This is a genomic window from Paraburkholderia youngii, assembly GCF_013366925.1.
Classification (GTDB): domain Bacteria; phylum Pseudomonadota; class Gammaproteobacteria; order Burkholderiales; family Burkholderiaceae; genus Paraburkholderia; species Paraburkholderia youngii.
Map to the genome: position 1 here is coordinate 6,440,381 of NZ_JAALDK010000001.1, position 13,921 is coordinate 6,454,301.

11 protein-coding genes are annotated in these 13,921 nt (G+C 62.1%); 10 read left to right on the forward strand and 1 reads right to left on the reverse strand.

The genetic code is table 11. From position 1 onward, the window contains the following. Nucleotides 1–35: 35 nt before the first annotated feature. The 8 genes from atpE to G5S42_RS29380 all read left to right on the forward strand — a co-directional run bounded on the left by atpE (nucleotide 36) and on the right by G5S42_RS29380 (nucleotide 8,109). Nucleotides 36–305, forward strand: coding sequence for a F0F1 ATP synthase subunit C (atpE, locus tag G5S42_RS29345; RefSeq protein ID WP_007180033.1), 270 nt, complete (start codon nucleotides 36–38; stop codon nucleotides 303–305). Nucleotides 306–441: 136 nt separating this feature from the next. Next, nucleotides 442–912, forward strand: coding sequence for a F0F1 ATP synthase subunit B (locus G5S42_RS29350; RefSeq protein ID WP_176109927.1), 471 nt, complete (start codon nucleotides 442–444; stop codon nucleotides 910–912). Between the two features lie 2 nt (nucleotides 913–914). Then, nucleotides 915–1,454, forward strand: a complete 540-nt coding sequence (locus G5S42_RS29355; RefSeq protein ID WP_176109928.1) for a F0F1 ATP synthase subunit delta — start codon at nucleotides 915–917, stop codon at nucleotides 1,452–1,454. Between the two features lie 56 nt (nucleotides 1,455–1,510). Beyond that, nucleotides 1,511–3,052, forward strand: coding sequence for a F0F1 ATP synthase subunit alpha (gene atpA / locus G5S42_RS29360; RefSeq protein ID WP_176109929.1), 1,542 nt, complete (start codon nucleotides 1,511–1,513; stop codon nucleotides 3,050–3,052). Nucleotides 3,053–3,192: 140 nt separating this feature from the next. After that, the gene (gene atpG / locus G5S42_RS29365) at nucleotides 3,193–4,077 is read left to right on the forward strand and encodes a F0F1 ATP synthase subunit gamma (protein WP_176109930.1); all 885 of its coding nucleotides are present in this window, start codon (nucleotides 3,193–3,195) and stop codon (nucleotides 4,075–4,077) included. A gap of 101 nt (nucleotides 4,078–4,178) precedes the next feature. Beyond that, a complete protein-coding gene (atpD, locus tag G5S42_RS29370; RefSeq protein WP_176109931.1) occupies nucleotides 4,179–5,573 on the forward strand; it encodes a F0F1 ATP synthase subunit beta in 1,395 nt (464 codons plus the stop codon). A 158-nt stretch (nucleotides 5,574–5,731) separates the two neighbouring features. Further along, nucleotides 5,732–6,157 (forward strand): F0F1 ATP synthase subunit epsilon, encoded by a 426-nt coding sequence (locus G5S42_RS29375; protein WP_008917918.1) that lies wholly within the window; start codon nucleotides 5,732–5,734, stop codon nucleotides 6,155–6,157. A gap of 221 nt (nucleotides 6,158–6,378) precedes the next feature. Next, nucleotides 6,379–8,109, forward strand: a complete 1,731-nt coding sequence (locus tag G5S42_RS29380) for an AMP-binding protein (RefSeq protein ID WP_176109932.1) — start codon at nucleotides 6,379–6,381, stop codon at nucleotides 8,107–8,109. An 818-nt stretch (nucleotides 8,110–8,927) separates the two neighbouring features. Here the strand turns inward: G5S42_RS29380 and G5S42_RS29385 are convergent. Further along, a complete protein-coding gene (locus tag G5S42_RS29385; RefSeq protein ID WP_176109933.1) occupies nucleotides 8,928–9,719 on the reverse strand; it encodes a transporter substrate-binding domain-containing protein in 792 nt (263 codons plus the stop codon). A gap of 294 nt (nucleotides 9,720–10,013) precedes the next feature. On the opposite strand from G5S42_RS29385, the gene hemE reads away from it, so the two are divergent. Both hemE and G5S42_RS29395 read left to right on the forward strand, forming a co-directional pair. Continuing rightward, complete coding sequence (gene hemE / locus G5S42_RS29390) at nucleotides 10,014–11,114, forward strand: uroporphyrinogen decarboxylase (protein WP_176109934.1); 1,101 nt, start codon at nucleotides 10,014–10,016, stop codon at nucleotides 11,112–11,114. 465 nt (nucleotides 11,115–11,579) lie between these two features. Next, on the forward strand, nucleotides 11,580–13,823 hold the full coding sequence (locus tag G5S42_RS29395; protein ID WP_176109935.1) for a primosomal protein N': 2,244 nt from the start codon (nucleotides 11,580–11,582) through the stop codon (nucleotides 13,821–13,823). Nucleotides 13,824–13,921: the final 98 nt, after the last annotated feature.

Genomic DNA, 13,921 nt, shown 5'->3' on the forward strand with positions numbered 1-13,921 from the left:
ACCAGTTCTAAAAGACTTTTCACAAAGGAGTGATCATGCAAGCTTTCATCGCCAACATCCAGGGTCTGACCGCCATCGGTATCGGCATCATCATCGGCCTGGGTGCTATCGGCGCCTGTATCGGTATCGGTCTGATGGGCGGCAAGTACATCGAAGCATGTGCCCGTCAGCCGGAACTGATGAACCCGCTGCAAACCAAGATGTTCCTGCTGGCTGGTCTGATCGATGCGGCGTTCCTGATTGGCGTTGGTGTGGCAATGCTGTTTGCGTTCGCGAACCCGCTGCTCTCGAAACTGGCAGGCTGAGGTTCCTCGGAGGTTTGCGCCTGAGCTATAACAAGTAAAGGCGCAGGGCGGAACGGGTACTGGGGCGCTGATCGAGCAGAATCGATGAGCGCCTTGCCGTTTCACTTTCCGAACAAGCAACGTTTAAGGAAACACCGTGAATCTCAACGCAACCCTGTTTGCGCAAATGGTCGTGTTCCTGATCCTCGCGTGGTTCACGATGAAATTCGTGTGGCCGCCGCTGATCAACGCCCTCGACGAGCGCGCGAAGAAGATCGCCGACGGTCTGTCCGCCGCGGAAAAGGGCAAGCAGGAACTCGAAGCCGCTCATAAGCGCGTCGACCAGGAACTGGCTCAGGCTCGCAACGATGGCCAGCAACGCATCGCCGACGCTGAAAAGCGCGCTGTCGCAGTCGCCGACGAAATCAAGGCTCAGGCGCAGGCGGAAGCCGCCCGCATCATCGCGCAGGCGAAGGCCGACGCGGAGCAGCAAGTCGTGAAGGCGCGCGAAGCGCTGCGTGGCGAAGTCGCTGCACTCGCTGTGAAGGGCGCTGAACAGATCCTGAAGCGCGAAGTCGACCAGGCAGCTCACGCTGACCTGCTGAATCAACTGAAAGCCGAGCTCTGATCATGGCCGAACTTGCAACCATCGCCCGTCCCTACGCGGAAGCGCTGTTTGGCGTGGCCGAAGCTGGTGACATCGCCGCCTGGTCCACGCTCGTGCAGGAGCTGGCACAGGTTGCGCGTCTGCCCGATGTGCTGTCGATCGCCTCGAGCCCGAAAGTGAGCCGCGCCCAGGTTAGCGATCTGCTGCTGGCTGCGGTCAAGTCGCCGCTCAAGGACAACGCGCAAGCGAAGAATCTGGTGCAGATGCTGGTGGACAACCATCGCCTGCAGCTGCTGCCTGAAATCGCCTCGCAGTTCGAAGAGTTGAAGAACGCCCGCGAAGGCGCGGCAGATGTGCTGGTCGTCAGCGCATTCCCGCTCGAAGGTGCGCAGTTGAACGAACTCGTCGCAAGCCTCGAACGCAAGTTCAAGCGCAAGCTGAAGCCGACGGTCGAAATCGATCAGTCGCTGATCGGCGGCGTACGCGTGACGGTCGGCGACGAAGTGCTCGATACCTCGGTCCGCGCGCGGCTCGCCAGGATGCAAACGGCCCTGACGGCCTGAAGCGCTTCGCGCTTTAGCGGCTGGCACGCAACAGAATTGACTATCAGGAGCGAATAATGCAACTCAATCCCTCTGAGATCAGCGAGCTGATCAAGAGCCGGATCCAGGGCCTTGAAGCGAGCGCAGACGTTCGCAACCAGGGCACCGTGATCTCCGTGACCGACGGTATCGTGCGTATCCACGGTCTGTCGGAAGTGATGCAGGGCGAAATGCTCGAATTCCCGGGCAACACCTTCGGTCTGGCGCTGAACCTCGAGCGCGACTCGGTCGGCGCCGTGATTCTGGGTGAATATGAACACATTTCGGAAGGCGACATCGTCAAGACGACGGGCCGCATTCTCGAAGTGCCGGTTGGTCCGGAACTGCTCGGGCGTGTGGTCGACGCGCTCGGCAACCCGATCGATGGCAAGGGCCCGCTCAATGCGAAGATGACCGACGCAATCGAAAAGATTGCACCGGGCGTGATCTGGCGTAAGTCGGTTTCGGAACCGGTCCAAACCGGTCTGAAGTCAATCGACTCGATGGTGCCGATTGGCCGTGGCCAGCGTGAGCTGATCATCGGCGACCGCCAGTGCGGCAAGACCGCAGTCGCCGTGGACGCGATCATCAACCAGAAGGGCAAGAACCTCGTTTGTATCTACGTCGCGATTGGCCAGAAGGCTTCGTCGATCATGAACGTAGTGCGTAAGCTCGAAGAATCGGGCGCGCTGGAATACACGATCGTCGTGGCCGCTTCGGCTTCGGATTCGGCCGCGATGCAATACCTCGCGCCGTACGCCGGTTGCACGATGGGCGAATACTTCCGCGATCGCGGCCAGGACGCGCTGATCGTTTATGACGACTTGACCAAGCAGGCTTGGGCATACCGTCAGATCTCCCTGCTGCTGCGCCGCCCGCCGGGCCGTGAAGCTTACCCGGGTGACGTGTTCTATCTGCACTCGCGTCTGCTCGAGCGTGCTGCTCGCGTCTCGGAAGAGTACGTCGAGAAGTTCACCAACGGTGAAGTGAAGGGCAAGAGCGGTTCGCTGACGGCACTGCCGGTCATCGAAACGCAGGCAGGCGACGTGACCGCATTCGTTCCGACGAACGTGATCTCGATTACCGACGGCCAGATCTTCCTTGAAACCGACCTCTTCAACGCAGGTATCCGCCCGGCAATTAACGCTGGCGTGTCGGTGTCGCGTGTGGGTGGTGCGGCTCAGACGAAGGTCGTGAAGAAGCTGTCGGGCGGTATCCGTACCGACCTCGCGCAGTACCGTGAACTCGCTGCGTTCGCGCAGTTCGCCTCGGACCTCGACGAAGCGACCCGCAAGCAACTCGAGCGCGGCCGCCGCGTGACGGAACTGCTGAAGCAGCCGCAGTATCAGCCGCTGCAAGTGTGGGAACTGGCTGTGTCGCTGTTCGCAGCGAACAACGGCTATCTCGACGACCTCGAAGTTGCCCAAGTCCTGCCGTTCGAGAAGGGCCTGCGCGATCACCTGAAGTCGAGCCATGCTGACCTGGTCAAGCGTATCGAAGATACCAAGGAACTCTCGAAGGACGACGAAGGCCTGCTGCACGCGGCCGTCAAAGACTTCAAGAAGTCCGGCGCTTATTGATCCGCGAGTGATCCGCAAGGCATAAACGGACCTTGAAGCGGCGCGGGCCGCATGCGAATGCTCCCGCGCTGCTTCGGCCGCTTTGCATGGGACCCGGGTGAGCGCTGAAGCGCTAACCCGGGCCGACAAAGGAGCAAGCAATGGCTGGAATGAAGGAAATTCGCGGCAAGATCAAGAGCGTGCAAAACACGCGCAAGATCACGAAAGCGATGGAGATGGTGGCCGCATCAAAGATGCGCCGCGCTCAAGAGCGCATGCGCGCTGCTCGCCCGTATGCCGACAAGGTCCGCGACATCGCCGCGCACATGAGCCGTGCGAACCCGGAGTATCGTCACCCGTTCATGGTGTCGAACGAAGGTGCGAAGGCGGCCGGTATCATCCTCGTCACGACTGATAAAGGTCTTTGCGGCGGGATGAACACCAACGTGCTGCGCGCGTCGCTGCAGAGGTTCAAGGAACTTGAAGGTCAGGGCAAGACGATCGAGGCAACCGCGATCGGCAGCAAGGGTCTGGGCTTCCTGAACCGTCTGCAGGCGAAGGTCGTGTCGAACGTCGTGCAACTGGGCGATACGCCGCATCTGGAAAAGCTGATCGGCGCCGTGAAGGTGCAACTCGACCTGTTCTCGGAAGGCAAGATTTCGGCGGTGTACCTCGCGTACACGCGCTTCGTCAACACGATGAAGCAGGAGCCGGTGATCGAGCAACTGCTGCCGTTGTCGGCGGACCAGTTCGAGCGCACGGAAGAAGACGGTACGACGCCGAACACGCAGTGGGACTACATCTACGAGCCGGATGCGCAAGCAGTGGTGGACGAACTGCTGGTGCGTTATGTCGAAGCGCTGGTCTATCAGGCCGTCGCGGAAAACATGGCATCGGAGCAGTCGGCCCGCATGGTCGCGATGAAAGCCGCTTCGGACAACGCGAAGACGGTCATCAGCGATCTGCAGCTCGTGTACAACAAGAGCCGTCAGGCCGCGATCACGAAAGAACTGTCGGAAATCGTCGGTGGAGCGGCGGCTGTCTGACCTCGGTCAGACAGGTCGTTGCGTGTGCGCCCGAGCGGCGCACCCATCGGAGAAACTGCGCCTTTGCGCGAGTGAAGAATTGAGTATCTAAAGGAAAAGCGATGAGTACTACTGCTTTGGTAGAAGGCAAGATCGTACAGTGCATCGGCGCGGTGATCGACGTGGAATTTCCGCGTGAATCCATGCCGAAGATCTACGACGCGCTCATTCTCGAAGGTTCGGAGCTGACGCTCGAAGTCCAGCAGCAGCTGGGCGACGGCGTGGTCCGTACCATCTGTCTGGGTGCTTCTGACGGTCTGCGCCGCGGCACGATCGTCAAGAACACCGGCAACCCGATCAGCGTGCCGGTCGGCAAGCCGACCCTCGGCCGTATCATGGACGTGCTGGGCCGTCCGATCGACGAAGCCGGCCCGATTTCGAGCGAAACCACGCGTGCGATCCACCAGAAGGCTCCGGCGTTCGACCAACTGTCGCCGTCGACCGAGCTGCTCGAAACCGGCATCAAGGTTATCGACCTGATCTGCCCGTTCGCAAAGGGCGGTAAGGTGGGTCTGTTCGGTGGCGCCGGTGTGGGCAAGACCGTGAACATGATGGAACTGATCAACAACATCGCGAAGGAACACGGCGGTTATTCCGTGTTCGCCGGTGTGGGCGAGCGTACCCGCGAAGGGAACGACTTCTATCATGAAATGAAGGACTCGAACGTTCTCGACAAGGTCGCGCTGGTGTACGGCCAGATGAACGAGCCGCCGGGCAACCGTCTGCGCGTTGCGCTGACCGGTCTGACGATGGCCGAGCACTTCCGTGACGAAGGCCTCGACGTGCTGTTCTTCGTCGACAACATCTACCGTTTCACGCTGGCCGGTACCGAAGTGTCGGCGCTGCTCGGCCGTATGCCGTCGGCAGTGGGCTATCAGCCGACGCTGGCTGAAGAAATGGGTAAGCTGCAAGAGCGTATTACGTCGACCAAGACTGGTTCGATTACGTCTGTGCAGGCCGTGTACGTCCCTGCGGACGACTTGACCGACCCGTCGCCGGCTACGACCTTCGGCCACCTGGACGCAACCGTCGTGCTGTCGCGTGACATCGCTTCGCTTGGTATCTACCCCGCAGTGGATCCGCTCGATTCGACCTCGCGTCAGATCGACCCGCACGTGATCGGCGAAGAGCACTACTCGATCACGCGCGGCGTGCAGCAAACGCTGCAGCGCTACAAGGAACTGCGCGACATCATCGCGATTCTGGGCATGGACGAACTCGCGCCGGAAGACAAGCTCGCTGTCGCGCGTGCTCGTAAGATCCAGCGTTTCCTGTCGCAGCCGTTCCACGTCGCTGAAGTGTTCACGGGTTCGCCGGGCAAGTACGTGCCGCTGAAGGAAACGATCCGTGGCTTCAAGATGATCGTCGAAGGCGAGTGCGATCACCTGCCGGAGCAAGCGTTCTACATGGTCGGCACGATCGACGAAGCCTTCGAAAAGGCCAAGAAGATCCAGTAAAGGTCGGGTGTAACGAAGCGGGCGCGGGCCTCGCGCATCACGACTGCCAAAACGGTAGTGTTGAGCAGAGCCAGCGTCTCTTATTACGCTCAACCCGCCTTGCATGGGACGGGGGTCAGCACTAAAGCGCTAACTCTCGTCGACAGGAGTCGACACATATGGCAACCATTAAAGTAGACGTCGTCAGCGCGGAAGAGGAAATCTTCTCGGGCCAGGCGAAGTTCGTCGCGCTGCCAGGCGAAGCGGGTGAACTCGGCATTCTGCCGGGCCACACGCCGCTCATCACACGGATCCGTCCGGGTGCGGTGCGCATCGAAGTTGAAAACGGCGAAGAAGAGTTTGTGTTCGTCGCCGGCGGCATCCTCGAAGTCCAGCCGGGCGCAGTGACGGTTCTCGCCGACACCGCGATTCGAGGCAAGGATCTCGACGAAGCCAAGGCCGAAGACGCACGCAAGCGTGCGGAAGAGGCGCTGCAGAACACGGGTTCGAACCTCGAGTACGCGACCGCACAAGCGGAGCTCGCGTACGCGACCGCACAACTCGCGGCAATCCAGCGTCTGCGCAAGCTGCGCGGCCAGCACTAAAGCAGCACGTAGCAGAAGAAAGCAGCCCACGCGGCTGCTTTTTTTTGGTATCTGGTTGACGTTTACGTAAAGGACGGCAAAATCCATGAGGGTGGAGACATAGGCGTCGCTCGGCGCGATGCGGTGCGGGTAAGACTTGATGCCGGCCCGGTACGCGCCGGTGCACAATCGATTTCAAATTCATTTCAATCGAGCGCGCTCGCGCTCACGGAGACAACACCATGGCAACGCATAGCTCGGGCGAAGGTGCGCTCATCGAACCCGCAGATGGACTGTCGTACGTGCGCGGGTCGACTGAAAATCCGTTGAGCGAAGCGACCGTCGGCGAGTTTCTGCGCGACACCGCGGCGCGCTTTCCCGAACGACCGGCCGTGGTGTTTCGCGAGCAGCGCATTCGCTGGACGTGGAGCGAATTCGCGCAAGAAGTGGACGTGCTTGCGTCCGGGCTGCTTGCACTCGGCATCGCCAAGGGCGACCGCGTAGGCATCTGGTCGCCGAACCGCGTCGAGTGGCTGCTGACGCAGTTCGCGACCGCGCGTATCGGCGCGATCCTCGTCAATATCAATCCGGCCTACAGGCTCGCGGAGCTCGAATATGCGCTGAACAAGGTCGGTTGCAAGGCGATCATCACCGCGGAGCGCTTCAAGACGTCGATGTACCTCGAGATGCTGCAGGAGCTTGCGCCCGAACTCGCGACGCAGCCGCCGGGCGGACTGCATGCCGCGCGGCTGCCGGAGCTGCGCTACGTGATCCGCATGTGCGACACGGAGACGCCAGGCATGCTGAGCTTTTCCGATGTGATCGAGCGTGGGCGCGCGTCGTTCGACGCCACCCGGCTCGATGCGATCGGCGCGACGCTGTCGTGCCGTGAACCAATCAACATCCAGTTCACCAGCGGCACAACGGGCAATCCAAAGGGCGCGACGCTGACGCATCGCAACATCGTGAACAACGCGCGCTATATCGCGATGGCGATGCGGCTCAGTGAGCAGGACGGCCTGTGCATTCCAGTGCCGCTGTACCACTGCTTCGGGATGGTGCTGGCGGTGCTCGCATGCGTGTCGGTTGGGGCGAACATGGTGTTCCCGGGCGAGGGCTTCGATCCCGCCGCGACGCTCGCCGCGACAGCTGAGGAAAAATGCACCGCGCTGCACGGCGTGCCGACGATGTTCATCGCCGAACTCGACCATCCGACCTTCGCGTCTTACGACTTCTCGCGGCTGCGCACCGGCATCATGGCGGGCTCGCCGTGCCCGATCGAGACGATGAAGAAGGTCGTCTCGAAGATGCACCTGAGCGAGATCACGATCGCCTACGGCATGACGGAAACCAGCCCGGTCTCATTTCAAAGCTCGACGACCGATCCGCTCGATAAGCGGACGACGACTGTCGGGCGCATCCAGCCGCATCTCGAAGTGAAAATCGTCGATCCACTGGGCAATATCGTCCCGGTTGGCGAAACCGGCGAGCTATGCACGCGCGGCTACTCGGTGATGCTCGGTTACTGGGGCGACGAAGCGAAGACGCACGAGAGCATCGTCGACGGCTGGATGCATACGGGCGACCTGGCGACGCTCGACGCCGAAGGCTATTGCAACATCGTCGGCCGGCTGAAGGACATGCTGATTCGCGGCGGCGAAAACATCTATCCGCGCGAGATCGAGGAGTTTCTGTTCCGCCATCCGAAGATCCAGAGCGTGCAGGTCTTCGGCGTGCCCGATACCAGGTACGGCGAAGAAGTATGCGCGTGGATCGTGCTGCGGACGGGTGAACAGGCAACGGCAGAAGAGATCCAGCAGTTCTGCCACGGACAGATTGCGCACTACAAGGTGCCGCGATATATCCGCTTCGTCGACGAACTACCTATGACCGTAACCGGCAAGGTACAAAAATTCGTGATGCGCGAAAGCATGATCAGCGAATTGAAACTCAGAGAGGACAAGACGGCATGACGCTGCCGCGGCAGGCTCCGCAGCCAAACATGAGCAATGGGTGAGGAGTAGAACTGAAGTTGCGCGGCGGACATTCGTCGCGCGCAAACGTTTGAGCAGACGAAAAAAAAGCGGGCCTGGAGCCCGCTAAAAACCACACGCTACGGGGTTAGCGCGAGGAGACCAATGATGGGACGGTTATGCCGACGACCCTGCGTCGATCACGGCCCCAGCAGGGATGCCCCTTCACAGGGCTTCGGCAACCGCCGACCGGCAAGTGCATCGTATCCGCTCACACCACGCACACAGCCACATCCGTGTTGAAACCGTTGAGGGCATTGTGGGCGAATTAACCTACGAAGGCGGTAACAAAGTGTTTCAGGTTGTAACGCCCGCCAGATAAGGCGTTGCGGGATTTATTGCCAAAATAAAAGCGTGTGAAACGTAGTTTTTACCGATGCCTGCGACGCAACTCGAGACGCATGATTGATGCCAGTCATGACGCACATCGCAGTATAGATTCGGTCATTCATCAGCGTGAAATGGTTGCATTTGCAGCTTTTGAGCGACGAACTTCCTGCGCAACAAGCACTGCGGCTATGCCTTCAAATACTCGCAAACTGGCGAAAATTTGCGCTGCAATGCAGCGACACGAAGCCGCGTGCGCTGCTGGTTAAAAAGGGGCGAATGTCTTCCCTATAGAGCTGATCCGGCAGTTATTACAGCTGGAAGACGTCGCCCTTCGTTACATCCTCGCCGACGCGACGCCTTCAGGCCTGCGCCAACCGCCCTTGCCGCAATTATTTAGCAGATGACGGCCCGGCACGGACACGGTCGGCCTATTTCAACCACTTGTCCGAAATAGCCTGATACTCGCCGGTCGCTCGGGCGAGGTGCAGCCACTGATCGACGTATTGCTGGAACGCGACGTCGCCGCGCGGCAGCAGCCATGCCTTCTCGCCGTACTGGAACGGCTTGTCCGGATGCACCGAGCATAGGCCGGGATTGAGCTTCTGCTGTAGCAAGGTCTCCGACGCATCCGTTACCATCACGTCCGCCTTGCCCGCGAGAATCTGTTTGAAGATCGTCACGTTGTCCGGATAAACGGTCACGTTCGCGTGCGTGAAGTATTGCTTCGCGAACTTCTCGTTGGTGCCACCCGGGTTGACGATCACTCGCGTGGACGGTTGATCGATCTGCGCGACCGTCTGATATTTGTTGACGTCGTCGCAACGGACGATCGGCGTCTTACCGTCGATCATGTAAGCCTGAGTGAAGAACGCATGCTTCTGGCGCTCGAGCGTCGGCGACACACCGCCGATGCCGATGTCGCACTTCGCGACGAAGTCGTTCATCAGGTTCGACCACGACGTCTTGACGAACTCGACCTTCACGCCGAGCGACTTCGCGAGCGACTCAGCCATGTCGATATCAATGCCCTCGAACTGGCCATCGCCTTTGTAGAACGAGTACGGCTTGTAGTCGCCGGTAGTGCAGGCGCGTATCGTGCCGCGGTTGATGATGTCGTCGAGCCTGGACGGCGCGGCCGCGGTGCTTTGGGCGTTGGCCACGCCGACATGCATCAGGACGCCGGCGAGCGCGCCGAGCATTGCGAGTGCTGCCTTCTTCATCGAGTCTCCTGGTGGTGTGTAGTGTGTAATTCATCGGTAAAGCTGTCGGATAGTAGCTTGGCAGCGCGGGCTTGAACATCGGCCGTTCAGCCAGGGTGACCGGGGCAGCGAAAGACAGCGACCCGAAGCCGTACACGCAGTGGCGGCCGGCAGCTGGCGGAGGTGCGCCCGAGCTGTACTTCGCCCGCTTCCCACGACGCGCCGTCGCAACGTCGATTACCCCGCGATGCGCGATGACCGCGGCCGCCTCCGGTAAAATGCTCTTTTGCCCTCAGCTCTACAGTCGCACGCAACGTGGCCCATCAACTCCTGAACGACACTTTCCTGCGCGCGCTGCTGCGCCAGCCCACCGACTACACGCCGATCTGGCTGATGCGGCAAGCTGGCCGCTATTTGCCGGAATACAACGCCACGCGCGGCCGCGCGGGCAGTTTCCTCGGTCTCGCGAAGAATCCGGCTTTCGCGACGGAAGTCACGCTGCAGCCGCTCGATCGGTATCCGCTCGACGCCGCGATCCTGTTCTCCGACATCCTGACCGTGCCCGACGCGATGGGCCTCGGCCTCGATTTCGTCAACGGCGAGGGGCCGAAATTTGCCCGTCCGGTGCGCACCGAAGACGACGTCGCGCGCCTCGCGGTGCCGGACATCGACGCGACACTGCGTTACGTGACCGACGCCGTGCGTGAAATCCGCTCGGCGCTAAAGGACGCGCAAGGCCGCCAGCGGGTGCCTTTGATCGGCTTCTCGGGCAGTCCGTGGACGCTCGCGTGCTACATGGTAGAAGGCGGGGGCTCGGCGGACTTCCGCACGATCAAATCGATGCTGTATGCGCGTCCCGATTTGCTGCAGCGGATTCTCGAGATCAACGCGCGCTCGGTCGCGGCATATCTGAACGCGCAAATCGAAGCCGGCGCGCAAGCAGTGATGATTTTCGACACATGGGGCGGAGCGCTCGCCGATGGCATCTATCAGCGCTTTTCGCTGCGCTACATCGAGCAGGTGGTAAGTCAGCTGAAGCGCGAGCACGACGGCGAAAAAGTGCCCGTGATCGCCTTCACGAAGGGCGGTGGCCTGTGGCTCGACGATATCGCCGCGAGCGGTGTCGACGCGGTGGGCCTCGACTGGACCGTGAACCTCGGTAAGGCGCGCGAGCGTGTCGGTGGCAAGGTGGCGCTTCAGGGCAACATCGATCCGTCGGTGCTGTTTGCACCGCCCGCCGCTATCCGCATGGAAGCGCGCGCGGTGCTCGACAGCTTCGGCAATCATCCCGGCCACGTTTTCAACCTGGGTCATGGCATTTCGCAGTTCACGCCGCCAGAGCATGTTGCCGAGTTGGTCGACGAAGTGCATCGTCACAGCCGCGCGATTCGTAGTGGTGCACATACGACCTCGTGAGACTGTAATCGTTACCGTTTCGTGTTGCGTCGCAGCGAATTGGGCTCTGGGCCTAAGGACCGTAGTTCCGTGAAGAGGCCGTCAGATGGTGGTCTTACGAAAGTCAAGAGTTGACTTATGCACACTTCGCACGCTGCGGCGCAGTAGAGGCTTTAATCGTGGCCGGACCCTTGCACAAAGCCGGCGCATTTGATCTGAGCCTTGTCGGGCAAGGCTTTGCGGCGAGCGGGATGAAATGTGCGGAATCCCACACAAGGCCGTCGCTAGGCCATTTGCGGCCCGTCGAAGCGAAGTTCTCAACAAAGTTATCCACAGGGCCACGCGCCGAGCGGAATTGTTCAGCCGAATCCAAAACTTAGCGGTGAAATTAAGGTTTTACTTTAACTTCGGCCGTATCGCCTCCCGCGCGAGCCACCGCGCGCCGCGATTTGGCCTCGTGCCGGCTCGTCCTCAGCGCCTCGCCGAGTGAACGAAGTGTTCGTCCGCGTCGCGCTCGATCATCCGCTGCCGACCTTGTTCGACTACCGCTGCGGCACATCCGAGGCGGCTGTCGTGGGCGCGCTCGTCAGCGTTCCGTTCGGCAAACGGCACGTGGTGGGGCTGATCTGCGAGGTGGCCGCTCACAGCGAGGTGCCCGCCGAACGCCTGCGGGATGTGGATAAGGTCTGCGCGTCGTGTCCGCCGGTGTCGGCGCATTGGCTCGCGCTCGCCGGGTTCGCCGCGGACTACTATCAACGCGGTCTCGGCGAAGTGGCGCTGCCCGCGCTGCCGCAGGCGCTGCGCGACGCGTCGCGCTGGTCGCGGCTGTTCGCGCCGGAAGAGCGCTATCGGTTGACGCCCGAGGGTCGCACGGCATTGCCTGACGCGTTGCCGGCCCGCGCGACGGCCCTCCGAGGGCTCGCGCAGGCACTCGCGCAAGCCGACTTCCTGCTCGCCGCCGACGCCCGCGCGCTGCATCCGAAAGCGCTGGCGACACTCGACACATGGCAGGCCGCTGGCTGGGTGACGCTCAACGTGATCGACGCCGCCGCGGTGCCCGCCGCCTCGCTGCCGGACGCGCCCGCGCCGGTTCTGCCGACCCTCACCGACGAGCAGGCGAGTGCTGTCGAAGCTATCCGCGCCGCCGACGGCTTCGCGCCGTTTCTGCTGCACGGCGTGACGGGCAGCGGCAAAACCGAGGTGTACCTGCGCGCACTTGCCGCGATTCTGGCCGCCAGGCCGGATGCGCAAGCGCTCGTGCTGGTGCCGGAAATCAACCTGACGCCGCAGTTCGAGGCGGCGTTCCGTGCCCGCTTCGCCGCGCTCGACGCCAGCGCGATCGTCACGCTGCACAGCGGCCTCGCCGAAGGCGAGCGCGCCCGCAACTGGTTTGCCGCCCACACCGGCCGTGCGCGCATCGTGCTCGGCACACGGCTCGCGGTACTCGCGTCGCTGCCGCGGCTGGCGATCATCGTTGTCGACGAAGAGCACGATCCGGCCTACAAGCAGCAGGAGGGCTTGCGCTATTCGGCGCGCGATCTCGCGATTTATCGGGCGAAACAGCTCGATGTGCCGGTCGTGCTCGGCTCGGCGACGCCATCGCTCGAGAGCTGGTGGCAGGCGGATCAGGGCCGCTACAAGCGGCTCACGCTGTCGCGCCGGGCCGTCGCCGACGCAGCGCTGCCGGCCGTACGCCTGATCGATCTCGAAGACGAGCGCCGCCGCGGGCGGGCGTCGATCGAAGGCTTGTCGGGTCCGTTGATCGCCGCGATGAAGGCGCGGCTCGAACGCGGCGAGCAGAGCCTCGTGTTCCTGAACCGACGTGGCTACGCGCCGCAACTCGCCTGCGACGCGTGCGGCTGGGTGGCCGGTTGTCCGCGCTGCAGCGCCTACGTCGTGCTGCACAAGCCCGAGCGCGCGCTGCGCTGCCATCACTGCGGCTGGGAGTCTCGTATCCCGCGTTCGTGCCCGGAGTGCGGCAACGTCGACATCGCACCGCTCGGACGCGGCACGCAGCGCGTCGAGGAAACGCTCGCCAGCGCGGTTCCGGGCGCCCGCGTGCTGCGTATCGATGCCGATAGCACGCGCCGCAAAGGCAGCGCGCAGGCGTTGTTCTCCGACGTGCACGCAGGCGAGGTCGATATTCTGGTCGGTACACAGATGATCGCCAAAGGACACGATTTCCAGCGCGTGTCGCTGGTAGGCGTGCTGAACGCCGATACCGCGCTGTTTTCGCATGATTTCCGCGCGAGCGAGCGCCTGTTCGCACAGCTGATGCAGGTGAGCGGCCGCGCGGGCCGCGCCGGTCTGCCGGGCGAAGTGCTGGTGCAGACGCGCTATCCGCGTCACGCGCTGTATCACGCGCTGGGCCGTCACGACTACGTCGGTTTCGCCAACTCGACGCTCGCGGAGCGACGCGACGCGCACCTGCCGCCGTTCGTCTATCAGGCGCTGCTGCGAGCCGAAGGCCGCACGCTCGAAGCGGCGCTCGCGTTCCTGCAGCAGGCCGCCGCCGAGCTTGCGCAGATTCCGGCCGCCGAGCGTGTCACCGTATACGACGCGGTGCCGCTCACGATCGTCAAGGTGATGCACGTTCATCGCGCGCAGCTGCTGATCGAAAGCGCGTCGCGCGCCGCGCTGCAGGCCACGTTGCGTGCATGGCAGCCGCTGTTGCGCGCGCTCAAGGGCGTGCTGCGCTGGAATCTCGAAGTCGATCCGCTCGACATCTGACGCCACGGCCCAGGTGACGCCGGCCTTACTTCTTTGAGTCATATCCATAGAGCGAATGATCGTTTCGCTTTGCGATAGCGCTCGCCTATATTCGCCAA

What these genes read in the sequence shown, in the direction of transcription:
- G5S42_RS29380 (WP_176109932.1), top strand. Translation starts at nt 6,379, where the DNA reads ATGGCAACGCATAGCTCGGGCGAAGGTGCGCTCATCGAACCCGCAGAT.
- atpG (WP_176109930.1), top strand. Translation starts at nt 3,193, where the DNA reads ATGGCTGGAATGAAGGAAATTCGCGGCAAGATCAAGAGCGTGCAAAAC.
- G5S42_RS29385 (WP_176109933.1), bottom strand. Translation starts at nt 9,719, where the DNA reads ATGAAGAAGGCAGCACTCGCAATGCTCGGCGCGCTCGCCGGCGTCCTG.
- atpD (WP_176109931.1), top strand. Translation starts at nt 4,179, where the DNA reads ATGAGTACTACTGCTTTGGTAGAAGGCAAGATCGTACAGTGCATCGGC.
- atpE (WP_007180033.1), top strand. Translation starts at nt 36, where the DNA reads ATGCAAGCTTTCATCGCCAACATCCAGGGTCTGACCGCCATCGGTATC.
- G5S42_RS29375 (WP_008917918.1), top strand. Translation starts at nt 5,732, where the DNA reads ATGGCAACCATTAAAGTAGACGTCGTCAGCGCGGAAGAGGAAATCTTC.
- G5S42_RS29355 (WP_176109928.1), top strand. Translation starts at nt 915, where the DNA reads ATGGCCGAACTTGCAACCATCGCCCGTCCCTACGCGGAAGCGCTGTTT.
- atpA (WP_176109929.1), top strand. Translation starts at nt 1,511, where the DNA reads ATGCAACTCAATCCCTCTGAGATCAGCGAGCTGATCAAGAGCCGGATC.